The organism is Bradyrhizobium sp. USDA 4341 (assembly GCF_054063755.1).
The window spans coordinates 3,504,999-3,529,526 of record NZ_JBSSGO010000002.1; the positions used below are offsets into that span (position 1 = coordinate 3,504,999).

The window sequence follows — 24,528 nt, forward strand, 5'->3', positions numbered from 1 at the left end:
CATGACCCGGCATCGCGGACGCGGCATCGCGTCAGTCAACTATCCCATCGGCATGAATCTCGGCGGCGATCCGAGCCAGGCGCTGGTGCATTCCAACCCGAGCGGCAAATTTACCGTGGCGTTGTCCTCAATCGATCTCGGCCAGGGCATGAAGTCGGTGACGCGGCAGATCTGCGCCGAAACGCTCGGCGTGCCGGTCGAGGACGTGTATGTCGACACCGCCGATTCCGACACCGGCCCGCATTGCATGGGCTCGTTCGCCTCGCGCGGCACCCATCGCGTCGGCAACGCCGTGATGGCCGCGGCGCGGGAAGCGCGCGGCGTCATGATGGAGGCGGCCGCGGAGGAACTGGAGGTGAACGCCGCCGATCTCGAGACCGACGGGCGCGGCAACATCCACGTCAAGGGCGCGCCGCACCGCTCGATCTCGACCAAGGACGTCGCGATCGCCGCGCAGTTCAAGCAGGGCAAGACGATCTCCGGCCGGGGCATCTTCCTGGTGCCGCTCTCCGACGTCGACCCGGAAACCGGCGAGATGTCGCCGGCGACATGTTATGCGCATGCCTGCCTGGTCGCCGAGGTCGAGGTCGACGACGAGACCGGCGAGGTCGACATGGTCAGGATGGATTCCGCCTATGAGCTCGGGCGCGCGCTCAATCCGCGGCTGGTCGAGCAACAGCTGGTCGGCGGCGCCTGGATGGGCGTCAGCCACGCGCTCTACGAGACGCCGGAGCCCTATTATCCGGAGCCGGTGCATGGCCCGCGCGATTTCGTCGAATATCTGATGCCGGGACCGGGTGACATCTGCCCGCACGACATCGCGGTGCTGGAGCGCCCCGCGCCCGACGGCCCGTTCGGCGCCAAGGGACCCGGCGAGATGTGCGCCAATCCGGTGTTGCCCGCGGTCGCGAACGCGATCTTCAATGCAGTCGGCGTGCGCATCGACGACCTGCCGATCACGCCGGAGAAAGTGCTGCGCGCGATCAAGGCACAGGGCGGCGCACGGCCGCAACCGCGGCGCTGAGGTCCTTCCATGCCGGTCCGCAGCAACATCGTCGGCATCGACAGCCCCGAGGCGCTGGAGAAGGCGCTGCGCGCGGCCTATTACCTCGCCGACGACGGCATCGCGACGGCCTCCTATCTCTCGCTCGCGCTCGGCAAGCCGTTGCTGCTCGAGGGCGCGCCGGGTGTCGGCAAGACCGAAGCCGCGAAAGCCATCGCCGCCGTGCTTGGCCGCCGGCTGATCCGCCTGCAATGCTATGAAGGCATCGACGCCGCCGCCGCGCTCTACGAGTGGAACTATCCACGCCAGATGCTGGCGATCCGGCAAGCGGGTGAGGAGAGCATCGACATCTACGGCGAGTCGTTCCTGATCGAGCGGCCGATGCTGGCCGCGCTGCGCGCGCCCGACGCGACCGTGCTCCTGATCGACGAAATCGACCGCGCCGACCAGGAGTTCGAGGCCTTCCTGCTCGAGTTCCTCTCCGACTTCCAGATCTCGATCCCCGAGCGCGGCACCATCCGCGCCGCCGAACATCCTGTGGTGGTGCTGACCTCGAACCGGACGCGCGACCTGCACGAGGCGCTGCGGCGGCGCTGCGTCTATCACTGGATCGATTATCCGAATGCCGAGCGCGAGGCCCGGATTGTGATGATGCGGGCCTCCAGCGTCGCCGAGGCGACTGCGCGCGCCGTGGTCGCCGCGGTCGGCCGGCTGCGCCGCGAGCCGCTGAGCAAGGCGCCGGGGGTTGCCGAGGCGGTCGACTGGGCCGAGGCCGCAACCTTGCTCAACAAGGGTGGCGCGCGCTGGCCGGATGCCTTCAAGCGCTCGATCGGCGTTGCGCTGAAGGACGAGGAGGATCTGCATTTCATTTCACCCCGGCTCGATGCGATCATCGCGGAGGCAGCCGCGTGAGCGACGATCTCAAGCTGCCGCGCGCCGCGCAGATCTTCGTCACCTTTGTCGCGCTGCTGCGCGCCAACGGCTTCCTGGTCGCGCCGGAACAGACCACGAGCTTCCTCGCCGCGATCGAACTGCTCGGGCCGCGCAGCCTGGAGCACATCCGCCGGGCCGGGCTAGCCACGCTGGCGCCGCCGCCGGAGCGCCGCGCGACGTATGACCGGTTGTTCGACATCCATTTCCGCGGCACTGATGCGATCGAGCAGGCCGAGGGCGAGGACGAGGAGACTGTCCGCCTGCAAGAGGAAGGCCGCGGCGAGGACGAGCCGCCGCTTGCCGACGAGGCCAATGAATCCGGCCTCGCTGCGGCACGCGCCGAAGCACTGGTCGAGCGAAGATTCGCGCAGACCGCGACCAGCGATCCGCTGCGCCGGCTGGCGCGCGAGGCGGACCGGCGGCTGCCGCGGCGCCGCGGCCACCGGCGGCGGCGCGCGAAGAGCGGCCCATTCGCCGACCTGCGCCGTACCTTACGCGACAGCGTGCGCAATGACGGCGAGGTGCTGCGGCTCGGCCGGATGCGCCGCCGCCAGCGCCCGCGCAAGATCCTGTTCCTGATCGACGTCTCCGGCTCGATGAAGGCGCGCACCGAGGAGAACATGCGGCTGGCGCATGTGCTGATACAGGCGGCCGGCAATGTCGAGGTGTTCACCTTCGGCACGCGTCTGACCCGTGTCACCCGGGCGCTGCGATTGAAGCGGCGCGAGCAGGCGCTGAACGCCGCCTCCTTCCTGGTCAGCGATTGGGACGGCGGCACAAGGATCGGCGACGCGTTGCAGGCCTTCCTCGCTGTGCCGCGGTTCGGCGGATATGCCCGCGGCGCCGCGGTCGTGATCGTCTCGGACGGCCTCGAGCGCGGCGACCCGGCGGCGCTGCGCGATGCGGTCGCAAAGCTGTCGCGCCGGGCCTGGCGCGTGAGCTGGCTGACGCCGCTCGCGACCTCGCCCGGCTTCAAGCCGCAAACCGAGGCGCTGATCGCGATCCAGCGCTTGGTCGATGATCTCGTGGACGGCGGATCGAGCGCGGCAGTCGTTGCGCATCTGCTGTCGCTTGGAACAAGGAGAGCTGCGTGACCGGCATTGTCGACGGACATCATCACATCTGGCGTCAGGCCGATCTCGCCTGGCTGTCCGGCCCGATGCAGCCGCGCATCTTCGGCCCCTACGAGCCGATCCGCCGCGACTATCCGATCGGGGAATATCTCGACGACCTCAAGGGCACCGGCGTCACCCGCTCGGTCTATGTCCAGACCAACTGGCCGAACGGCCAGTTCGAGGACGAGGCGGCCTGGGTGCAGCAGACCGCGGATCAGCACGGCTGGCCGCATGCGCTCGTCGCCTATGCCGATTTTTCCGTCGACGACGTCCGGCCGCAGCTCGATCGGTTGAAGTGTTATCCTCTGGTGCGCGGCGTGCGCATGCAGCTGCACTGGCACGAAAACCCGCTCTATCGCTTCGCGGCCCGTCCCGATCTCTGCACCGATCCGGTGATCCGGCGCAATGTCGGCCACCTCGCCGACTATGGCTGGAGCTTCGAGCTGCAAGTGTTCGCGCCGCAGATGGCCGATGCGGCAGGGCTCGCCGAGGCTTGCCCCGACGTGACGTTCATCCTGCAACATGCCGGCATGCTGGAGGATCTGTCGCCGCAAGGCCGTGCCGCCTGGCGCGCCGGCATGGCGCGGCTGGCGCAATGTCCCAACGTGGTGTCCAAGCTGTCCGGGCTCGGCACCTTCATCCATCGTAACGATGCCGCGCATATCGCCGGCGTCATGATCGACACGGTCGCGATCTTCGGCGCGGACCGCTGCCTGTTCGGCTCGAACTTTCCGATCGAGAAGCTGTGGACCAGCTACCGCGATCTCATCGACGCCTTCAAGGCGGCCGCCGAACGGCTCAGCCGCGAGCAGCGCGAGGCGATCTTCAGCACGACGGCGGCGCGGGTCTATCGGCTGAGGCCATAGGCGCGCTGCGGACGAACGCAACAACGAACACGAATTGGGAGGGAGAAAGATGCCGTTGGAGATCAAGATCCTGGACTATGGCGATATCGAGCTGGAATCGAGCTTCCTCGTGCTCGGGCACAATTGCGGCCGCACGCGCCGCGTGCTGACGCTCGGCTTCCTGATCCTCGGCGGCCCCTACCCCGTGCTGGTCGATACCGGCTATCGCTCCAACCAGATCATGGAGACGCTCGGCATGCGCGGCCTCCAGTTTCACGAGAACATGATCGAGAACCAGCTCGCCCGCCACGGCGTGCGGATGGGCGACGTCCGCTTCGTCTGCCACACCCACCTGCACATCGACCATGCCGGCAAGGACGATCTATTCCCGATGAACACGACCGTCGTCGTCAACCGCAAGGAGCTGGAGTACTCGGTCTCCGGCCTGATGCACCCGCAATATCCCGCACCCGACATCAAGCACCTGATCGACCGCCTGCACACCAAGAGCGCGCTGCGCTTTCTCGATCTCGAGATCACCGGTCCGGTCGAACTGATGCCGGGCGTCTATTGCGATGCCGCCAACGCCCATACCGAAGGCTCGATGAACATCCACGTCCACACCGCCGACGGCATCGCGACGATCTGCGGCGACGTGATCTATGATTTCAACGACCAGATCGTGACGCCGTTCAACGAGATCCAGGACGCCGAGCCGCGCACCACCGGCAACCATGGGACCAGCAAGCGCGCCGAGAAGGCCGCGATCAAGAAGCTGCTCTCGAGCTCGCGCTATCTGCTGCCGGTGCACGATCGCCCGGCGAAGATCGAGGGCGGCATGGTGGTCGGCCGCCTGCACGACCAGGTGCCAGGTCCTGTCGTGCAGAGCCTGCCGCAACGCAGCTGGTTCCCGGCGTAGACGCGGAGGACGGACGCGATGACGCATGTCACGCTGCGCGCGGAGTTCGAAGACCTGATCGATCCCTACGCGCCGGTCGGCCAGGTCGGCACCGGCTTCGATTTCACGGAAGGACCGATCTGGCATCCGCTCGATCACTTCCTGCTGTTCTCCGACATGCCGGGCGACGTGCGCCGGCGCTGGGATGCGCGGCGCGGCGTGGTCGAGGTCAAGCGTCCGTCGAACAAGTGCAACGGCATGACCTATGATGCCGACCTCAATCTGATCGTCTGCGAGCATGCGACCTCCTCGCTGATCCGCGAGCGGCCCGACGGGCGGCGCGAGGTGCTGGCCTCGCATTACGAGAACCAGGAACTCAACAGCCCGAACGACGTCTGCGTGCATTCCTCGGGCGCGATCTATTTCTCCGACCCCTGGTACGGCCGCATGCCGGTCTATGGCGTCGAGCGGCCGCGCCAGCTCGGCTTCCAGGGCGTCTATCGCGTGCCGCCCGGCGGCGGCGCGCCGAAACTGCTGGTCGACCGTTATCTGTTCGAGCAGCCGAACGGACTGTGCTTCTCGCCCGACGAGCGCATCCTCTATGTCAACGACACCGTGCAGGCGCTGATCCGCGCCTTCGATGTCGGCGCCGACGGCTCGCTCGCCAATCCGCGTGTGTTCGCCTCCGGCATCCGCTCCGAGCTCGAGCCCGGCCTGCCCGACGGCATGAAGTGCGACCAGCGCGGCAATGTCTGGGTCACCGCACCCGGCGGCGTCTGGGTCTATTCGCCCGGCGGCGATCTGCTCGGCAAGGTCCGCCTGCCCGAGCTCGTCGCCAACCTCGCCTGGGGCGGCGCCGATTTCCGCACGCTCTATCTGACCGCGACCCATTCGGTCTACGCGATCCCGACCAAGGTCGGGCCGCGCCATGAGCCCTATATGAGCGGCAAGCATGGCGCGGCGAGTGCCCCATCGTCCGCACCTGCGCTCAACCTGACCGCCGGCGAGATGCAGATCGATCCGCAGCGCTGCGCGATGATCATCCAGGACATGCAGAACGACGTCATCATGGATGGCGGCGCGTTCGCCTCTTCCGGCGCGCCGGCGCATGCCCGCGAGCAGCACGTCGTCGAGAATGTGCGCCGTGTCGCCGAGGCCGCCCGTGCCCGCGGCGTCGCCATCATCCATGTCTGGTTCGTCGTCGAGCCGGGCGCGCCCGGCGTGACGCTGAATGCGCCGCTATTCGAGGGGCTGGTCGACAGCAAGGCGATGGTGCGCGGCAGCTGGGGCGCGGCGCCAGTCTCCGGGCTCGAGCCGCGCCCGGGCGATTTCGTGGTCGAGAAGATGCGGATGAGCGCCTGGGAAGGCACCCGGCTCGAGACCATCCTGAAGGCGACCGGCCGCGACATGATCATCAACACCGGGGCCTGGACCAACATGTCGGTCGAGCACACCGCGCGCACCGGCGCGGACAAGGGCTATTTCATGATCGTGCCGGAGGATTGCTGCTCGACCATGAATGCCGACTGGCACAACGCTGCGATCAATTTCGCGCTCCAGAACGTCTCCGTGGTGACCAATGCCGACACCGTCATCAAGGCGCTCGGCTGAGGAGGCGTAGTGCCGAAGCTGCTTCACGTCGCCTGCTCTCCCCGCGCCGATTCGGAATCGGCAGCCGGCGCGCGCGCCTTTCTCGATCGCTTCCGCGAGATGCGGCCGGACTGGGAGATCGACGCGATGAACCTCTGGCGCGAGCCGTTGCCGGAGTTCGAGGGTTATCTGCTCGAGGCGAAATACGCCCGGATCGGCGGCAAGACGTTCACCAATTCGCAACACGACGCCTTTGCCGTCGCCGAGCGCCTGGCGCTGCGGCTGTCGCTGGCCGACCGCGTGCTGATCTCGACGCCGATGTGGAATTTTTCGATCCCCTATAAGCTCAAGCAGTGGCTCGACGTCATCATCCAGCCCGGCCTGACCTTCCGCTTCGATCCGGCGCAGGGCTATCTGCCGCTGCTCAAGGACCGCCCGACGGTCGTGATCATCGCCAGCGGCAGCGACTTCATCACCGGCATGAACCGCGGCCGCATCGACATGGCGACGCCCTATCTGCGCGAAGCGCTGCGCTTCATCGGCATCAATGACGTCCGCTTCGTGCCGATCGGCCCGACCACCGGCCCCACTGATCCGATCCGCGCCGCCCGCGAGGCCGCGCATCGCCGGCTCGCGGAGATGGCGGGGCGGTTTTGACCTGCTCTCACCACATCGTCGTCCCTGCGAAAGCAGGGACCCATAACCACAGGGTCGTGTCGTTGAAGCGAGCTGTGGCCCCAGCTCAGCAAAAGCAATGCTCATTGGTGGTTATGGGTCCCGGGTCGCGCTTCGCTTGCCCGGGACGACACCAAGTTTGTTGCACGTCCGGCGGACATATATCCGCATTCTCGCGACGGCGCTAATACTCCCTATGTTTCCGCGACGGGAAATGCGAGCCTGCACAGCAGTCCCGGTGCGTTGTCGCGCAATTCGATGCGCGCGCCGTGCAGGCTTGCGACCGCCGCGACCAGGCTGAGGCCGAGGCCGTTGCCTGGCGTATAGCGGCTTTGCTCGAGCCGATAGAAGCGCTTGAAGACGCGATCGTGCTGTTCGGCTGGGATGCCGGGGCCGTCGTCGGTGACCGAAATCACCGCTTCACCTTCGTCATTGTCGCAGGTCACGGTCACCCGTCCGCCCGGACGACCATGCTTGATGGCGTTGTCGACCAGATTGGCGATGGCGTCGAACAGGAGGTCGCGATCACCGGTGACCAACACCGCCGGATCACCGGCAAGGTCGAGATGGGTGGTGACCTCCTCGGCGGCGGCATCGTAGAGCTCGACCACCTCGCCTGCGATCTCGACCAGATTGACGGTGCGGAACGCGCCCTTGCGGGCCCGCGTCTCGATCTCGGAAATCCGCGTGATCGATGCGAACATCCCGAGCACCGCGTCGAGATCGGCGATGGTGTCGCCGATCAGCGCCGCATCGCCCTCCCCGTTGCGCGGGGCGTGATAGGCTTTCTCGAGCCGGCCGCGCATCCGGGTCAGCGGCGTGCGCAGGTCGTGGGCGATATTCTCGCTGACCTGCTTGACGTCGCCCATCAGGGTCTGGATGCGATCCAGCATCAGATTGAGGTTCTCCGCGACGCGATCCCATTCGTCATGACTGCCATGGAGCGGGATACGCTGGTCGAGGCCGGAGAGCATGATGGCGCGACTGGTCGCATTGATCGACTCGATCCGGCCGACGGTTCGCCGTGTGACCCCGATGCTGGCGGCAGCCGCAAGGCCGATGATCAGCACGACGACCGCGATGCCCGCAGCCCTGATCTGCGCCATGAAGCCGTCGAGATCGCTGATGTCGCGGCCGACCAGCAACCGATCACCGCCTGGCAAGGTCTTCGCCACGGCGCGCACGAGCGCGGTTCCAGAAGGCAGCTGTGGTAGCGAGGTTCGAAATTCGGTCCATCCATCTCCAACAGTGTCTGGTGGCCATTGCTTGAGATTTCCCGCGAGCACCACGGATCCGGGGCCGACCAGCAGATAAACCTGATCGGCAAGCCCCTTGTTCGCGATGCGTTGCGCGATCAACGCGGTCAGGCCATCGCGGCCGGACCGCGCATAGGCATCATCCAGGCTTGCCTGTTCGGTCATGATGGCGCGGTCGGACCTGTCGCGCACATAGGACAGCGTCGACCAGTAGACATAGGCGAAGATCGCGGACACGATGAGGCCGAACGTACCGATGGCGATCAACGCCAGGCGGAACGTCGACGATCTGAGGGTCTTAGCCAGGAGCACGGAGGCAGTACCCGATGCCGCGGATCGTGTGGATCAGCGGATAGGCTTGCTGGTCGTCGACCTTGCGGCGTACCCGGCCGACATAGACGTCGATGATGTTGGTGGAAGGATCGAAGTGCAGATCCCACACATGCTGCAGCAGCATGGCGCGCGACACCACGCGGCCTTCGTTGCGCGCGAGATACTCGAGCAGCTGAAATTCCTTCGGCAGCAGCGGAATCTTGCGGCCGCGGCGGCTCGCCGTCCGCGCGATCAGATCGACCGCGAGATCGCCGACCCGCAGGATGGTCTCCTTGGCAACGGTCTCGCTGCGGCGGCCAAGCGCCTCCAGCCGCGCCAGCAGCTCGACAAAGGAAAACGGCTTGACCAGATAGTCGTCGCCGCCGGCGCGCAGGCCGCGCACGCGATCATCGACCTCGCCGAGCGCGCTGATGATCAGGAACGGCACCGCGATGCCGTCGTCGCGCATCTGCCGCATCACCGTGATGCCGTCGATGTCGGGCAGCATGCGATCGATCGTGATCACGGCATAGTCGCGCGCCGCCCCCTGGCTCAGCGCCTCGCGGCCGTTCGCAGCCAGATCCACGTCATAGCCGCTGGTGGTGAGCTCCTCGACGAGCTGACCCGCGGTCTCCGGGTCGTCCTCGACGACGAGAATGCGGCGGTGAGCTCCGGTCATGTTCTTGAACTCTCCGAGTTGTCCTGAACTCCCCGAGTTCTCAAACTCTCCGAGCGCCCCGCAACGGTCGCCGCCAGACTATCCCATTCCGGGGCTGGATGGAACGCCTGGCGACGGCCGCGACAACGGTGCGGTTCGTTGGGCGATCACCAATAGTCCCCGCACACATTGACCCATTGCAGCCCGTACGACGTCCATACCCTGCGGTAGCAGCCGTCATAGTAATCGGCATAGATGACGGGCCCGCCGAAGAAGGCGAAGCGATGGAAGCGGTGATGGTGGTGGAAGAAGCCGCCATGATGGAAAAAGTGCGAGCCGTGGAATCCGGCGCCGGCGAATCGCGGGCCGAACGCCGGTGCGCCGGCGAAGCGCGCGCCGCCAAAATGCCCACCGGCAAAATGTCCGCCGCCGCCCATGGCGGCGAACGCCATACCTCCACCGCGCATGCCGCCGCCGAAACCACCGCCATGCATTCCGCCACCAAAACCGCCACCGTGCATGCCGCCGCCCATGGCGCCACCAAAACCGCCGCCATGGCCGCCACCGAAGCCACCGCCACCGCCACCGCCGTGCCCACCACCGCCACCGCCGCCACCTCTGGCGAAGGCTACGGGTGCAAGCGCAACACTGACGGCGAGCGTCGCCGCCGTGAGAAGCGTGAAGAGCCTGTTCGTCATGAAATCCTCCCTGATTGGGACCGCGGCAAACCTCGTGTCGCCGCACGCAGAGCATGATCAGAAGACGCAAGCGTGAGGCCGACTTCAACTGACAAATGCGCCAGATTCTGACGCCGGATTTAGGATTGGCGAGGAGGCCGGCACGCGCGGCAAATGGCTGGATCGCGCGCCGCGCCTGCGTTGGCCGAGATCGACGGACATTTGGCTGGAATCAGCGGTTAGCGCGCGTTGAATCGATCCGCCGGGTTTCTTAATCCTGCAGCGATCCAAGAAACGACGTCGTCGTGGCGGGATCGTAGACCCGGTTCACAATTTGTCGATCACCGGGTCCCCCGTCGCGCCGGCCGTAACCCATCCGCGATGCAATCGTGTTTCGCCCGGCTTCCCTCGGCGCCGGGACGACGAGTGCTGACTTCCAGCAAGGAGCTTTCGATGAGCGACGAGATCAAGAGACCGTTTCTGACCCACGCCTCCGGCGCACCCGTTACCGACAATGTGAACATCATGACGGCGGGTCCGCGCGGGCCGGCGCTTTTGCAGGATGTCTGGCTGATCGAGAAGCTGGCGCACTTTCACCGCGAAGTGATCCCGGAGCGTCGAATGCACGCCAAGGGCGCCGGCGCGCACGGCACCTTCACCGTCACCCACGACATCACGCGCTACACCAAGGCCAGCATCTTCTCGGATATCGGCAAGCAGACGCCGATGTTCGCGCGGTTCTCGACCGTTGCCGGCGAGCGCGGCGCGGCGGACGCGGAGCGCGACATCCGCGGCTTCGCGCTGAAATTCTATACCGACGAAGGCAATTGGGATGTAGTGGGCAACAACACGCCGGTGTTCTTTTTTCGCGATCCCCTGCGCTTCATCGACCTCAACCACGCGATCAAGCGCCATCCGCGCACGGGCGTGCGCGACCCCGACATGAACTGGGATTTCTGGACGCTGCTGCCGGAAGCGCTGCACCAGGTCACCATCGTCATGAGCGAGCGCGGCATTCCGAAGAGCTTCCGTCACCAGCACGGCTTCGGCAGCCACACCTACAGCATGATCAACGCGAACAACGAGCGCGTCTGGGTGAAATTCCATTTCCGCACCCGGCAGGGTGTGCAGAACCTGACCGACGCCGAGGCCGAGGCACTGATCGGCAAGGACCGCGAGAGCCACCAGCGCGATCTGTTCAACAGCATCGAGCGCGGCGATTTCCCGCGCTGGACGCTGTTCATCCAGGTGATGACGGACGCGCAGGCCAAGGCCTTCCCGTTCAACCCGTTCGATCTGACCAAGGTGTGGCCGAAGGCGGATTATCCCCTGATCGAGGTCGGCCATTTCGAGCTCAACCGCAACCCGGAGAACGTCTTCGCCGAGGTCGAGCAGGCGGCGTTCACGCCGGCCAATGTCGTGCCCGGCATCGGCTATTCGCCGGACAAGATGCTGCAGGCCCGCCTGTTCTCCTATGGCGACGCGCAACGCTACCGGCTCGGCGTCAACCACCACCAGATCCCGGTCAACGCGCCGAAATGTCCGTTCCACAGCTATCACCGCGACGGCGCGATGCGCACCGACGGCAATCTGGGCGCCACGCTGACCTATTGGCCGAACAGCCATGGCGAGTGGACCGACCAGCCGCAACTGAACGAGCCGCCGCTCGAGACCTCAGGCGCGGCCGCACATTGGGATCATCGCGTGGATGAAGATCACTGGCAGCAGCCGGGCGATCTGTTCCGCAAGATGAATGCCGTACAAAAGCAGGCGCTGTTCGACAATACCGCCCGCCAGGTCGGCCAGGCGTCGAAGCACATCCAGGAACGGCATGTTGCGAATTGCAGCAAGGCCGATCCCGCCTACGGCAAGGGCGTGGCGGACGCGCTCGCGCGGTATGCCGACGGAGAGCTGTAGCCGGGACAGCCCATCCGCCCCGTCATCCCCGCGCAATGGCGTAGCCATTGTCGCTGGAGGTGCGAGCTCTTGCGAGCCTCGAAGGATGCACGGCCCCGTCTCCGGCCGATTCATCCTTCGAGGCCCGCTCCGCGGGCACCTCAGGATGACGGGGACGGCTTAGACGCCTCGGTCAGACGCGTCACGTGGTCGATTTTCGAACGGGGCCGGCAGCCTTGGCTGCCGCCCTCACCTCGCTCACGTCGGCTTGCCGCGCCCGCTCTTCTCGGCCGCGCGGCGCAGCGCCTCGGCGAGCGCGCCGCCGCCGGACTGCTCCTGCGGACGGCGCGGAGCCGACGACGTCATCTTGGCCGAGCCGCGCGAGAAATCGCGCGACGGGCCCGCATTGTCCTTCTTCGGCCCGATCTCGTCGTCGAGCCGCAACGTCAGCGCGATGCGCTTACGTGCGACCTCGACGTCCAGGACCTTGACCTTGACGATGTCGCCCGGCTTCACGACTTCACGCGGGTCCTTGATGAAATTCCTGGACATCGCCGAGATGTGCACCAGGCCATCCTGGTGCACGCCGATATCGACGAAAGCGCCGAAGGCGGCCACATTGGTCACGGTGCCTTCGAGGATCATGCCCTTCTTGAGATCCTTGACCTCCTCGACGCCGTCCTTGAACACCGCCGCCTTGAACGCCGGACGTGGGTCGCGGCCGGGCTTTTCCAGCTCGCGCAGAATGTCGGTGACGGTCGGCAGACCAAAGGTGTCGTCGACGAAGGATTGCGGCCTGAGCCCGCGCACCACGTCGGCGTTGCCGATCAGCGCCTTGATGTCGCTCTTGGTCGCCTCGAGAATGCGGCGCACCACGGGATAGGCTTCCGGATGTACGCCGGACGAATCGAGCGGATCCTCGCCATTGCTGATGCGCAGGAAGCCGGCGCACTGCTCGAACGCCTTCGGTCCGAGCCGCGGCACCTCCTTCAGTGCCTTGCGCGACTTGAACGGGCCGTTGGCGTCGCGGTGCTGCACGATGCTCTGCGCCAGTCCCTGCCCGATGCCGGACACCCGCGAGAGCAGCGGCACCGAGGCGGTATTGGCATCGACGCCGACCGCGTTCACGCAGTCTTCCACCACGGCATCGAGCGAGCGCGCCAGCTTGGCCTCGCCGAGATCGTGCTGGTACTGGCCGACGCCGATCGCCTTCGGATCGATCTTGACGAGCTCGGCCAGCGGGTCCTGCAGGCGCCGCGCGATCGAGACCGCGCCGCGAATGGTGACGTCGAGGTCGGGCAATTCGTTCGAGGCGAAGGCGGAGGCCGAGTAGACCGATGCGCCGGCTTCGGAGACCACGATCTTGGTCATCTTACGCTCGGGCAGCCGCTTCACGAGCTCAGCGGCGAGCTTGTCGGTCTCGCGCGAGGCGGTGCCGTTGCCGATCGCGATCAGCTCGACGCCATGCTCGATCGCGAGCTTGCCGAGAATGGCCAGCGCCTCGTCCCAGCGCCGTTGCGGCTCGTGCGGAAAGATCGCCGTATGCGCCACCACCTTGCCGGTGGCATCAATCACCGCGACCTTGACGCCGGTGCGATAGCCGGGGTCGAGCCCCATGGTGGCACGCGGGCCGGCCGGCGCCGCCAGCAGCAGGTCGCGCAGATTCGAGGCGAATACGCGCACCGCCTCGGTCTCGGCCGCGGTCCACAGCCGCATCCGCAGGTCGATGTTGAGATGGATCTGGATCTTGGTGCGCCAGGCCCAGCGCACCGTCTCCGTCAGCCATTTGTCGCCCTTGCGGCCCTGGCTGGAGATTGCAAAGCGGTTCATGATCCGGAGTTCGTAGCGGCCGGGCACGCCGACGACCGGCTCCTGGGCCTCCGGCTTGATCGCGAGGTCGAGTATCTCTTCCTTCTCGCCGCGGAACAGCGCCAGGATGCGGTGCGACGGCAGCTTCGACAGCGGCTCGGAGAAATCGAAATAGTCCTTGAACTTCTCGCCTTCGGTCTTCTTGCCAGTGCGGACGGTCGAGGCCATGATGCCGTTCGACCACATCTCCTCGCGCAGCGCGCCGATCAGGTCGGCATCCTCGGCGAAGCGCTCGACCAGGATCGCGCGCGCGCCGTCCAGCGCGGCGGCGACGTCGGCGACCTGTTTTTCGGCATTAACGAACGGCGAAGCGGCCTCGTTCGGATCGCTCTCGGGCTGCGTCAACAGCTGATCGGCGAGCGGCTCGAGCCCGGCCTCCTTGGCGATCTCGGCCTTGGTGCGGCGCTTCGGCTTGTACGGCAGATAGATGTCTTCCAGGCGGCCCTTGCTGTCGGCGGCCATGATCTGGGCCTCGAGCGCGGCATCGAGCTTGCCTTGCTCGCGGATCGAGTTGAGCACCGCGGTACGGCGCTCCTCGAGCTCGCGCAAGTATGTCAGTCGCTCTTCCAGCGTGCGCAGCTGCGCGTCATCGAGCGCGCCGGTGAGCTCCTTGCGGTATCGCGCGATGAACGGCACCGTGGCGCCGCCGTCGAGCAGCGTCACCGCGGCCTCGACCTGCTCGTCGCGAACTCCCAGTTCCTGCGCAATCTGATGATGGATCTTTGCCACGCCTGTCTCTCTCACCCCGTTGCGCCGCCAAATCACCGATGGCGCGGACGCCGCTTATGGACCATCCCGGAATGATTCATCAAGGCGCGCTGTGGATCAAATTTGGCGCGCCGCACGCGCTATTTCCGGGATGTTGGCCGTCCGCGGCTTGACAAATAGACCCGCGCCGCATTGCCGCCGAAAATCGCAGCTCCTGCCTCACTTGACAAATCAGCCAGCAGGCTCTCTGCAGCTGCGAACCAATGTGCATAGCCGCCAGCAAGATTGACGACGGGCCAGTCGCTGCCCCACAGCATCCGCTGCGGCCCGAAACATGCCAGTGCATGATCCACGGCCTCGCGCAAATCGGCGACCTGCCAGTTCGGCGCCGCCTCCGTCGCAAGGCCCGACAGCTTGCAGACGACGTTGGACCGCGCGGCAAGGTTTGCGACGTCGTCCTTCCAGGCCGCAATGTCGCCGGTTGCGAGCTGCGGCTTGCCGAAATGGTCGAGCACGAATTGCAGGTCCGGATGGCTATCGACCACCTGAACGAGCCGCGGCAAATGGCGCGGCAATACCAGCGCGTCGAACACGAGGCCGTACTGCGCCATGGCCTCAAGCGGCGCGGCCAGTTCCGGCCGCAGCAGCCAGTCGTCGTCGGCGATGTCCTGCACCATCGGCCGCAGGCCAACCAGCAGTTCGCGCCCGGCGATCATATCGACCCGCGTCGCGGCATCGTCGGCATCGAAGTCGATCCAGCCGACCACACCGCGCACCAACTCCGCGCCTTTGGCGACGTCGAGCATGAACGCCGTCTCCGCCTCGGTCGGCGCCGCCTGCACCAGGATCGTGCCCTCGATGGCGGCCGCGGCGAGATGCGGCATCAGGTCGGCCAGGCCGAAGTCGCGGTAGATCGGCCCGCGTTCGGGCGTCAGCCAGCCGTAATCGGCGCGCGCCAAGGTCCACACATGGTGATGGGCATCGATCCGCATCATGCCGGCACCGGCGCGTGCTGATCGAGCAGCCCCTCGGCTTTCAGGTCGCGCCACAGCGCGGCGGGAACGGGCGACGACAAGGCGGCGGCGTTGCGCTCGACCTCTTGCGGCGTCTGTGCGCCGAGCACGACGCTCGCGACCGCCGGATGGCCCAGCGCGAAATGCAGCGCGGCGGTCGGCAGCGCCACACCGTGGGCGCGGCAGACGCGCTCGATCGCCGCCACCTTCTGCATCACATCAGCCGGCGCGTCTTTGTAATTGTACTTGGCGCCGGCAACCGCGCCGGTCGCCAGGATGCCGGAGTTGAACACGCCGCCGAGCATCACGCCGATGCCCTGCGTCTGCGCCAGCGGCAGGAATTCGGCGAGCGCCGGCTGCTCGAGCAACGAGTAGCGGCCGGCGAGCAGCATGGTGTCAAACGTGCCGGCCCTGGCGAAGCGCACGCACATCTCGGCCTCGTTGACGCCGATCCCGATGCCCTTGACCACGCGCTCGGCGCGCAACTTGTCGAGCGCGACATAGGCGCCCTCCATCGCCTCGCGGAACCTGGCCTCGATCGCATCGGCACCATGGGTCCAGACGTCGACGTCGTGAATCAGCAGCAAGTCGATATGATCGGTGCCGAGCCGCAGCAGCGACTGCTCGACCGAGCGCATGGTGCCGTCATAGGAATAGTCGACCACCGCGCGGTGCGGCTGGCCGCCGACAAAGTTCGAGCCGTCACCGCGGCCGCGGAACGGGTCCATCCAACGCCCGACCTTGGTGCAGACAACGATATCGTCACGCGCCACGCGGCGCAGCACCGTGCCGCAACGATGTTCGGCGAGACCATGCCCATAGAGCGGTGAGGAATCGAGCAGGTTCACACCCAGTGCGAACGCCCGCTCCGCTGCTGCGATCGCGGTGGCGTCGTCGAGCCGCGCGAAGAGGTCGCCGAGCGGCGCGGTGCCGAAGCCGAGAATGGAGACATCGAGCCCGGTGCGGCCGAGCCTGCGGCGTGGCAGCGCCGACGCAGGCGCGGGATGTGAGGATGGAGTTTGGTTCACCGTGACGGCTCCCTTGCAGTTTTCTTGCTTGCAGAGAAAGTAGCCTCGCGGGCGTGCCGAACACAAGCGGACGCGCGCCGCGCCTCACATACGGGCAACGCGCCGATCGGGCGCCGAGCGAAAGTTCCGTGCCACCGTCGATCTGCGATGACGGCGCCTGCTATTCGTCGTCGGAGCTGATCTCCTTGGTCACATTGTCGACCACGACGGGGCTTTCGAAATAGGTCACCGTCGGATCGGCGCCATATTTCTCCCGGGCGCGGGCGCGCCACGCAGCGGTGTACAGCGCTTCCGCCTCACCCCTCGAGTTCCAGAAATAGATGCCGCCGGCCGTCATGCCGTCCTCGGACAGCACATAGGTCTTGCGAAACAACCCCGGCACGTCGCGATAGAGCGGTGCGGTGCTCAGGAAGATGCTGCGCGCTTCCTCGCGCGTGACCGGTTTCGGCAATCTGAACGTCGTGACGGCGGTGATCATTTGGACCTCCTGGGCATCATTCTTGACACGATTGTCAATCTTGACGATATTGTCAATAATGATCTGCTGGAGCGAATCGCATGGTAGGCGTGCGTCAGTTTGACGAGGACGAGGTGATCGCAACCGCGCTCGACGTGTTCTGGCGCAAGGGGCTGCACGACGCGACTATGCAGGACCTCGCTGCGGCGACCGGCGTGCTGCGCGGCAGCCTCTACAACGCCTATGGCGACAAGGAAGCGATCTTCCTGCGCGCCTTCGATCGGTATACGGGGCAGTTCCTGGAGGCGGCCGGCAACGCACTGTCCCACGGTGACGCCGCGACGGGGCTGAGACAGTTCTTCGACATGATCATCGTCAACATGACTGACGGTTCGCCGCCAAGCGGCTGCCTGACCACACGCACGGCGCTCGACGCAGCCATTTCAAGCGCGGATGTGCGTCAGCGAGTGCAGGATGTGCTCACGCGGCTTGAGCAGTTGATCGGCAAGGCCATCGGCACGGCGCCGGGCAAGCACAGCGCGGCCGATGCGAACCGGCTGGCGCGCGTCATCGTGACCTACACGCGCGGGCTGGCGGTGATGGAGCGCGCCGGATACAGCCGCAAGCAGTTGAGGGAATTGGCCGCGACGTTCATCGACGCGGTCGTTGACAATGCCTGAGGTCAGCCGGGCCGCCTGCGCGACCATGCGCCGACGAAGGTCGGCAGCGCAAAGACGCCCTGCATGGCGACCACTTCGGCGCGCAAGCGCTCGGCAAAACTGTCCACCGCCAGATCCGCTTCGGTGGCGACGCCGAGCTTGACGATATGCGGCAGATTGCTGCGCAGGCCGCTCGCCATATAGTCGTAGCCGTCGAAATCCGCCCCGCCTCCAGCCGGCGCGAACAGGCTCATGCGCGGTGCCGGAAGCCCGGCCGCGACGAACGCCCCGTGCAACGACAATCCCATGCGGTTGTTCAGGCCCGCCCGCTTGAACATCTCCTTCACAGCGCCCCACGCCTCCGACAGCAGCGGCGACGGCGGATTGGCGATCGGCCCCTCGCCCCAGTCGAGATCCTGGAACGCCACGATGCCATCGGGCTTGACGTGCCCGAGCAAGTGCCGAATTAGCGCCGCGGGATCCTTCACATAGATCAGCACGAGCCGGCCGACGACCGCATCGAAATCGCGGTCGAGCTCGATCGTGCTGATATCGCCGACCCGGAACGAGACCTGGCTCAGGCCGAGCGAGCGCGCCGTGCCCGCGGCTTCCTCAACAATGGCGGGGTTACTGTCGACCCCGACGACCGCCCCGCTTTCGCCGACCAGGCCAGCGGCAATGAACGACACGTTGCCGGCGCCGCTTCCGACGTCGAGCACCTTCATGCCCCGCGAGAGCCCGGCCTCTTTCAGGAGTTGCCATGTGGACGCATCGTAGAGCTGCGACTGGCGCTTGAGCCTGTCGGTCTCCGCGGTCGAACGCCCCATCACATAGTTCGGATCGTAGCCGGACGTCTCTTGCATGGATCTACCCGCTTCGGTTCGTGAATGGAGGCGGCCGCGCCCGTGCTCACTCAGACTGCAGGCCCGACAAGAAAGCTTGCAGATCCGCTGCGAAGCGCTGCTCGAACGCAATAGAGCGATGGGGTGAATGGCCGCATCCCTCATAGCGAACGATGTCGGCACGCGGATTGTCGTGCGCGAGGCGCGCATCGTGGTCCTCCAGCAACGCCGCTCCGCATCCGGGATCGGCCTGAACGATCCTGACCGGACAGAGGAATTCCCGCTCGGTCGGAATCGCCGCAAGAACCGAGGCCCCAACGTTTCCGTCCGCCCAGCACCGCCCATCTTGCCGCTGCAGCGCAGACGCATGGCTCAACAGATGACGGGAGCCGAAATGATCGCTGCCGATCCCGCCCATGGGCGTCGGAGAGTCTGCAAGGAACGCAAGGTAGGTGCCGAGTGGCGCGCGCGCCTGCTGCCACGCCGCCTGACGCACGCTGACGATCGAAAACAGCTTTGGGAATGCCGATTTCTCCCACTCGCCCGGCTGGCCAAGATACCACGGCGGGTCCTCGAGGAAGGCGGCGCGCACATTGGCATCACCGCGCTGCGCCAGCACACCGGCAACGCAGCCGCCGAGTGAGTGCCCGACTATCACCGCCGGACGCCCGATTGCCGCCAATGCAGTCTCCGCGTCCGAGACATAATCGGCGAGCGCGTAGCTCGGGGCCCGATCCGAGTGCCCGTGTCCCCGGAAATCCAGGGTCCAGACCCGATATCGATCCTTCAGCCGGCCGCCGGTTTCCTGCCATGTGTCCCGGCTGAGCGACAGGCCGTGCAGAAACAGGATCGGTTCACCGTCCGGCGGGCCATCGACCGAAGCCGCAAGCCTGACGCCGTCATTGTCGAGCGTAATATCGGTCACCGAACATCTCCGTTGCGAAATACCATCAGCATCCGGCATCGGCCCGCCGGCTTGCAGTTCGGCATGAACTGCCGTCCTCCGGTCTCAGCGTCCGATCTGCCGGAACTTATCTGTGAGGCCGTCGAGATAACCGACCCAGGTCGAATTGATCGGCTGGTTCTCGATCAGCGCGTGAAAGCGGATCATCATGCAGATCAAAAATAGCGGCTGGATGAATGCCGCGCGCACCGTCACCGCCAACAGGGCCGCGATGAAGAAGGTGACCATGGCGCCATACTCCCTGACAGCCTCCGGCAACCAGACCGTCACCACGCCGGCGGGGACCAGCAGCAGCAGGCACAGCAGGATGCTCAGTATCCGCTCGACGATGACCATCCAGACCGACGTTGCCAGGATCGGCTTGGCGTTCTGGCAATAGTAGACCAGTCCGTCCTGGATGTTGCGCCTCGGATCGTCGCCGCCGCGCGCCAGGTCGTAGGACAGCACCACCTTGTCCAGATAGCGCGTCGCGGCCGACAGGATGGTGTTGAGCAGACCGACGATCGCCTTCATGCCGGGCGCCGGCAGCCAATCGCCGAGCGTATCGAGCGCATTGTGAAACGCGCGGAGCACGGCGCGGATCAGCGCACCAAGTCCGAACAGGATCGCGACCTCGCCGAACCGGTCCATCACGATCCGACGGCCGTAGGCGAACTGCCCTTCGCTGCCGTTGCCGATGCGGCCATGCGTGATCAGCTCGGTCAGCACGGCGACATGGCCGCAGGCGATCATGTGAAGCGTGTAACGCAGGATGGCGCCCCAGATCCACCCGCCGAGCAGCAGGATGCCAAGCAGCCAGCAATAGCCGAACACGCTGGCGACATGGGTGCCGAGCCAGACCGCGCCGCCCACGGCGACCACCGCCCAGATGGCGCACGCGGCGGCAAAGCCCAGCAACACGCCCCATCGCGCCAGCGCATAAGGCAGGGTCTCGAGCAACAGCTTCAGCGCGGTGCCAAGACCGTGATCGCGCACCAGCAGCGGGTAGGAGTGGGACGGTCCTTGAGACGGTTCTTGGGATTGTCCCGCAGCGTGCCAATCGGCCGAACCGCCGCGGCCGCCGCCATTGCTCAGGCTTATGTCAGACACGTGTTGCCTCTTGGGTTGCCGTGATCGATCGAAATTGGATTCAACGGTATCGTTATTGCCGTATCGGCTCGATGCGGTGACTGACGCGGCAACCTGCCCAAGGGCAGCTTGTCCGCCGCAGGCCAGGCGTCACAGCGCCAACACCTCGGGGCTGGCAGAGGGTTGGTCCGTTGGCGCTGTGAGCCGGCACAGCCGCGACATCGATCAGGGAGGAGCGGCCGATGTCGCGGCCAGCGATCATTGACCGGCGGCCGGCAACTCGGCGTAGTTGCCGTCCTTGTCGCGGCGGTAGACGACGTAGTCGATCAGGGTGATGTCACCCTTCGGCGTGTAGCTGATGTTGCCGAGCACGGTGTCCCAGTGTCCACTCTTGATGGTCGCCGCGATCTTCTTGGCGTCCGTGGTCTGGGCGCGGGTGACGGCCTGGCTCCAGATCTGGAAGGCGGCATAGCTGTAAAGCGTGTAGCCGTCCGGATCGATGCCCTTGTCCTTGAACTTCTTCAAGGTCGCGGCCGCGGTCACCTTCTTGCGCGGATCGGGTGAGAAGGTGAACAGCGAACCCTCGGCAAGCGGACCCGCGATCGCGGCGAACTGCTTGTCGACCAAGGCGTCGCCGCCCATCAGCACGGCATTGACCCCCTGCTCGCGCATCTGGCGCAGGATCAATGCCGCCTCGGCGTAGTAGCCTCCGACATAGACGAAATCGATCGACTCCTTCTTGAAGCGGGACACCAGCGCGGCAAAATCCTTGTCGCCCTTGGTGTAGGCTTCATAGAGCTTTTCCTTCACGCCCGCCGCGTTGATGGCGTTCTTCGTTTCGTCGGCAAGGCCTTTGCCGTAGGTCGTCTTGTCGTGGATGATCGCGACGTTCTTGGTCTTGTAGTTCTTGATGATATAGGCGGCCGCGACCATGCCCTGCTGGTCATCGCGGCCGCAGACGCGGAACGTGTTCCACAGCCCGCGCTCGGTGAAGAGCGGGTTGGTCGAACCCGGCGTGATCTGCAGCACGTTACCCTCGGCATAGGCGTCCGAGGCCGGAATCGAGGTCGACGAGCAGAAGTGCCCGACCACGAACGGAATCTTCGCGCCTGCCATCTTCTCGGCAACCGACACCGCCTGCTTCGGATCGCAGGCGTCGTCGCCGACTTCCAGCTTCAGCTTCTTGCCGAGCACGCCGCCCGCCGCATTGATGTCGGCGATGGCGAGGTCAGCACCGTTCTTGAACTGCTGACCGAAGCTCGCCTCCGAGCCGGTCATCGGCCCAACCACGGCAACACTGATATCCTGGGCCATGGCCGCGCTGGACAATGCCAGGCTCGTGCCAAGCGCAAGAAAGTATCCTCGAAGTGCAAACTTCATCATATTCTCCTCGATGGTCTCAAGTCGCCTCAATGCATCGCAATCGACTGGTATCGCCGGCCGCAACGATCACCGGGGGCTGCCTTGTATGCGCGCGATGAGCAGCAGGCTCGGACTGAGGCGACGGGGGATTGGACATATGCGACATTGGGCAACAATGTGAAACACGTTGCCGTGCATTGGCGCCTGGAATCGCACTGTGTGCGCGTCAGCACACAGCTGATGGCTTGTTCGATCACGGCCGCGCCAGCGGCTCGGACTCCGCCGGCTTGACGTCGGCTCCGACCGGTGGTGCTGCCGCCTCAACGTGTGGCGCTTGGGCGCGCCTCCACCGGCCGCTAATGATCACCGCCTCGCACGGGCCGTGATCGGTTGCGGAGAGCCGTAAGGAACGGTCGGGCCGCATCAGGGGAGTTCAGACGTTCGGTCAGGAACGCCGCGGCACCGCGCGAATATCCGACGGCGTCACGCCGTAGTGCCGGCGGAAGGTGCGGTTGAAGTAGGACAGATCGCCGAACCCGACTTCAAACGCAATCGTGCCAATGGTGGTGCGGCTGTGGCGCGGATCCGTCAGCAGATGATGCGCGCGCGCCAGGCGCTGGCCGAGCACGAATTCCGAGAATGTCGAACCCGCGCTCTCGAACAGCCGCTGGATATGGCGCGGCGTGAGCTTCAGCCGGGCAGCCACCGCGGGCAGCGTGAGGTCGCCGTAGCTGAGATTGTCGCTGATGTCGGCCTTGACCGCGGCAAGCCGGGCAGCCGACAACCCGCCGTCTTCCGCGGCTACCGCCGCATCCCGGTTGGCGCCGATGATCAGCGCGCCGAGATCGAGCAGGTGTTTGACGACGGCGCCGCGCAACTCGGGAGTCGAAAGCTGGTAGCTGTCGTCGAGCTCCCTGATGTAAAGCGCCAAGAGGCGCATCGCCTCCGTGTTCGCGGGCAGGGGGCGGATCAGCATGTCTTCGGGATCGTTGACCAGCGAGGCCAGCGCCTTGCGCGGCAGCCGGAGGCCGACGAAGCGGCTCGGCGACACCGGGACCACCATGTTGGCGGCTTCCGCGCTCGACTGCAGCACCGCCTGGCCCGGGCCGAGTTCGATATCGCGGCCGCGCTGCGAGGCACGGGTGTTGCCGCTGGTGATGATCGTCAGCACCAGGTCGTCGGTGCCGTCGAGCAGTTCGCGCGGTCTTGCGATCTTGAGATTGCTGCACGCCCACGATCCGATGCCGAGCCCGGACAATTCGCGCACATTGGCTTCGGCATGAAACGCGCCGTCGTCGAGCGGCTCCGGATCGAGCTTGACGATCATCCGCCCGATCTGCTCGCGAAAGATCGGCAAGCGGTCCCGCTCGCCGAAATGCGCGGTCGAGAATCGAAACCCTGTGATATCGCCCGACTGCATTGTCATCGGCTCGCCCTCATGGCGGCGGAGGTCGCCGTTCATATACGGCTGATTTGTGGCGGCGCACCGCGGAGCATGGGGGCCATGCAGCGCAGCCGCAAACGTGAACCTTTCGCGGGTTCCGCCGATGCCTCGATCTGACAACTGTCAAGCATCGTGCATAAGCTGCGCAAATACACCGTTTAGTGCCGCGTGCGCGAAGCTCATCTGACGTCGTGCGCGAAGTCCCGACCGGGGATAGAATTATCCTCGCTCGATAAACCCGAAGACGCCGTCCGCATTGGAGCGCGATAATTATAATTGACTGACCGGACGGTCAATAGTAATCCGGTCGCAGGCCACGCGACCCTCGGTCATCAGAAGCCGCAACGGGAGGTAATCATGGTCAGCGATATGGTGTTGACCGATATCCGCGACGGATATCGCGTCCTGACGCTCAACAGGCCCGATCGCCTGAATTCATTCAGCGCCGAGCTGCACACCGCCTTGCTCACCGCGTTGACGGACGCCGAACAGGACAGGTCCTGCCGCGCGCTGATCCTGACCGGGGCCGGACGCGGATTCTGCGCCGGCCAGGATCTTTCGGACGGCGTGTTCACGCCGGGCGAGACGCCGGATCTCTCCGTGCGAATTGAAAAATTCTACAACCCGCTGGTGTGCAAGCTGCGCAGCGTCCCGATGCCGGTCGTGTGCGCGGTCAACGGCGTCGCGGCCGGCGCCGGCGCCAACGTCGCCTTTGCCTGCGACATCGTGATCGCCGCACGGTCGGCCAAGTTCATTCAGGCCTTCGCCAAGCTCGGCCTGGTCCCGGATTCCGGTGGCACCTGGTTCCTGCCGCGGCTGGTCGGACCTGCCCGGGCGCGTGCCTTGACCCTGCTGGCCGAGCCTGTCTCCGCAGAACAGGCGCAGTCATGGGGCATGATCTGGAAGATGGTTGAGGATGCGGATCTGATGACCGAGGCTCACGCCCTCACCGCCAACCTCGCGACGCAACCCACGGATGGCCTGGCGCTGATCAAGCAGGCGCTCGATGCGTCCGAGACCAACACACTCGACGCGCAGCTCGACCTCGAGCGCGATTTCCAGGGCCGCGCCGGGCGGACCTCGGATTTCGCTGAGGGCGTGACCGCGTTCCTCGAGAAGCGCGCGCCGCGGTTCGTCGGACGCGCCTGGACGCAGAATTGAACATTCCGCCGCCACGGCAAGACGCAACATAGATCACAGGTCAAAGGGTTCGATTTCAATGACACAGCCACCATCCGGCGGCCCGCGAGCGGGAG

Annotated in this window: 22 protein-coding genes; 10 read left to right on the forward strand and 12 right to left on the reverse strand. The window is 65.8% G+C overall.

Going from position 1 to position 24,528, the window contains the following annotated elements; all coding sequences use genetic code 11:
* Nucleotide 1: 1 nt before the first annotated feature.
* Genes ACVIGB_RS22625 through ACVIGB_RS22655 form a run of 7 tightly spaced genes read left to right on the forward strand, consistent with a single transcriptional unit; the run spans nt 2 to nt 7,041 of the window.
* Nucleotides 2-1,024, forward strand: a complete 1,023-nt coding sequence (locus ACVIGB_RS22625; RefSeq protein ID WP_028333322.1) for a xanthine dehydrogenase family protein molybdopterin-binding subunit — start codon at nt 2-4, stop codon at nt 1,022-1,024.
* A gap of 9 nt (nt 1,025-1,033) precedes the next feature.
* Nucleotides 1,034-1,915: an AAA family ATPase gene (locus ACVIGB_RS22630; protein ID WP_456720973.1), complete on the forward strand. Its 882-nt coding sequence runs from the start codon at nt 1,034-1,036 to the stop codon at nt 1,913-1,915.
* Nucleotides 1,912-3,030 carry a vWA domain-containing protein gene (locus ACVIGB_RS22635; RefSeq protein ID WP_456720972.1) on the forward strand — a complete coding sequence of 373 codons (1,119 nt, stop codon included), beginning with the start codon at nt 1,912-1,914 and terminating at the stop codon, nt 3,028-3,030. The genes ACVIGB_RS22630 and ACVIGB_RS22635 overlap by 4 nt, the downstream gene beginning before the upstream one ends.
* Nucleotides 3,027-3,917 (forward strand): amidohydrolase family protein, encoded by an 891-nt coding sequence (locus ACVIGB_RS22640; RefSeq protein WP_456720971.1) that lies wholly within the window; start codon nt 3,027-3,029, stop codon nt 3,915-3,917. The genes ACVIGB_RS22635 and ACVIGB_RS22640 overlap by 4 nt, the downstream gene beginning before the upstream one ends.
* Before the next feature lie 49 nt (nt 3,918-3,966).
* The gene (locus tag ACVIGB_RS22645) at nt 3,967-4,815 is read left to right on the forward strand and encodes an MBL fold metallo-hydrolase (protein WP_092124404.1); all 849 of its coding nucleotides are present in this window, start codon (nt 3,967-3,969) and stop codon (nt 4,813-4,815) included.
* An 18-nt stretch (nt 4,816-4,833) separates the two neighbouring features.
* Entirely contained in the window at nt 4,834-6,405 is a 1,572-nt protein-coding gene (locus ACVIGB_RS22650) for an isochorismatase family protein (RefSeq protein WP_456720970.1), read from the forward strand.
* A 9-nt stretch (nt 6,406-6,414) separates the two neighbouring features.
* A complete protein-coding gene (locus ACVIGB_RS22655) occupies nt 6,415-7,041 on the forward strand; it encodes an FMN-dependent NADH-azoreductase (protein WP_456720969.1) in 627 nt (208 codons plus the stop codon).
* A gap of 212 nt (nt 7,042-7,253) precedes the next feature.
* On the opposite strand, the gene ACVIGB_RS22660 is transcribed toward ACVIGB_RS22655, so the two are convergent.
* The 3 genes from ACVIGB_RS22660 to ACVIGB_RS22670 all read right to left on the reverse strand — a co-directional run bounded on the left by ACVIGB_RS22660 (nt 7,254) and on the right by ACVIGB_RS22670 (nt 9,983).
* Entirely contained in the window at nt 7,254-8,627 is a 1,374-nt protein-coding gene (locus ACVIGB_RS22660) for an ATP-binding protein (RefSeq protein WP_456749211.1), read from the reverse strand.
* On the reverse strand, nt 8,614-9,306 hold the full coding sequence (locus ACVIGB_RS22665; RefSeq protein ID WP_021075850.1) for a response regulator transcription factor: 693 nt from the start codon (nt 9,304-9,306) through the stop codon (nt 8,614-8,616). Before ACVIGB_RS22665 ends, ACVIGB_RS22660 begins: the two co-directional genes overlap by 14 nt.
* A 146-nt stretch (nt 9,307-9,452) precedes the next feature.
* The gene (locus ACVIGB_RS22670) at nt 9,453-9,983 is read right to left on the reverse strand and encodes a hypothetical protein (RefSeq protein ID WP_456720968.1); all 531 of its coding nucleotides are present in this window, start codon (nt 9,981-9,983) and stop codon (nt 9,453-9,455) included.
* A 432-nt stretch (nt 9,984-10,415) separates the two neighbouring features.
* On the opposite strand from ACVIGB_RS22670, the gene ACVIGB_RS22675 reads away from it, so the two are divergent.
* A complete protein-coding gene (locus tag ACVIGB_RS22675; RefSeq protein ID WP_456720967.1) occupies nt 10,416-11,879 on the forward strand; it encodes a catalase in 1,464 nt (487 codons plus the stop codon).
* A 237-nt stretch (nt 11,880-12,116) separates the two neighbouring features.
* On the opposite strand, the gene ACVIGB_RS22680 is transcribed toward ACVIGB_RS22675, so the two are convergent.
* The 4 genes from ACVIGB_RS22680 to ACVIGB_RS22695 form a co-directional block, all read right to left on the reverse strand.
* Entirely contained in the window at nt 12,117-14,456 is a 2,340-nt protein-coding gene (locus ACVIGB_RS22680; RefSeq protein ID WP_456720966.1) for a Tex family protein, read from the reverse strand.
* Between the two features lie 119 nt (nt 14,457-14,575).
* Nucleotides 14,576-15,430: an amidohydrolase family protein gene (locus tag ACVIGB_RS22685; protein WP_456720965.1), complete on the reverse strand. Its 855-nt coding sequence runs from the start codon at nt 15,428-15,430 to the stop codon at nt 14,576-14,578.
* Nucleotides 15,427-16,476, reverse strand: coding sequence for an aldo/keto reductase (locus tag ACVIGB_RS22690; protein ID WP_456720964.1), 1,050 nt, complete (start codon nt 16,474-16,476; stop codon nt 15,427-15,429). Before ACVIGB_RS22690 ends, ACVIGB_RS22685 begins: the two co-directional genes overlap by 4 nt.
* 160 nt (nt 16,477-16,636) lie before the next feature.
* Entirely contained in the window at nt 16,637-16,954 is a 318-nt protein-coding gene (locus ACVIGB_RS22695; RefSeq protein ID WP_092124395.1) for a monooxygenase, read from the reverse strand.
* 113 nt (nt 16,955-17,067) lie between these two features.
* Here ACVIGB_RS22695 and ACVIGB_RS22700 point away from each other — a divergent pair, with 113 nt between their 5' ends.
* Nucleotides 17,068-17,613 carry a TetR/AcrR family transcriptional regulator gene (locus ACVIGB_RS22700; RefSeq protein WP_456720963.1) on the forward strand — a complete coding sequence of 182 codons (546 nt, stop codon included), beginning with the start codon at nt 17,068-17,070 and terminating at the stop codon, nt 17,611-17,613.
* A gap of 2 nt (nt 17,614-17,615) precedes the next feature.
* Here ACVIGB_RS22700 and ACVIGB_RS22705 read toward each other — a convergent pair whose 3' ends face one another.
* From ACVIGB_RS22705 to ACVIGB_RS22725, 5 genes are all read right to left on the reverse strand, one after another.
* A complete protein-coding gene (locus ACVIGB_RS22705) occupies nt 17,616-18,455 on the reverse strand; it encodes a class I SAM-dependent methyltransferase (RefSeq protein ID WP_456720962.1) in 840 nt (279 codons plus the stop codon).
* 46 nt (nt 18,456-18,501) lie between these two features.
* Nucleotides 18,502-19,359: an alpha/beta fold hydrolase gene (locus ACVIGB_RS22710; protein ID WP_456720961.1), complete on the reverse strand. Its 858-nt coding sequence runs from the start codon at nt 19,357-19,359 to the stop codon at nt 18,502-18,504.
* 84 nt (nt 19,360-19,443) lie between these two features.
* Nucleotides 19,444-20,487 (reverse strand): hypothetical protein, encoded by a 1,044-nt coding sequence (locus ACVIGB_RS22715; RefSeq protein ID WP_456720960.1) that lies wholly within the window; start codon nt 20,485-20,487, stop codon nt 19,444-19,446.
* A gap of 237 nt (nt 20,488-20,724) precedes the next feature.
* The gene (locus ACVIGB_RS22720) at nt 20,725-21,846 is read right to left on the reverse strand and encodes a branched-chain amino acid ABC transporter substrate-binding protein (protein WP_229166805.1); all 1,122 of its coding nucleotides are present in this window, start codon (nt 21,844-21,846) and stop codon (nt 20,725-20,727) included.
* 427 nt (nt 21,847-22,273) lie between these two features.
* The gene (locus ACVIGB_RS22725; RefSeq protein ID WP_456749212.1) at nt 22,274-23,290 is read right to left on the reverse strand and encodes an AraC family transcriptional regulator; all 1,017 of its coding nucleotides are present in this window, start codon (nt 23,288-23,290) and stop codon (nt 22,274-22,276) included.
* A gap of 339 nt (nt 23,291-23,629) precedes the next feature.
* Here ACVIGB_RS22725 and paaG point away from each other — a divergent pair, with 339 nt between their 5' ends.
* Entirely contained in the window at nt 23,630-24,433 is an 804-nt protein-coding gene (gene paaG / locus ACVIGB_RS22730; protein WP_456720958.1) for a 2-(1,2-epoxy-1,2-dihydrophenyl)acetyl-CoA isomerase PaaG, read from the forward strand.
* The last annotated feature ends 95 nt before the right edge of the window (nt 24,434-24,528 follow it).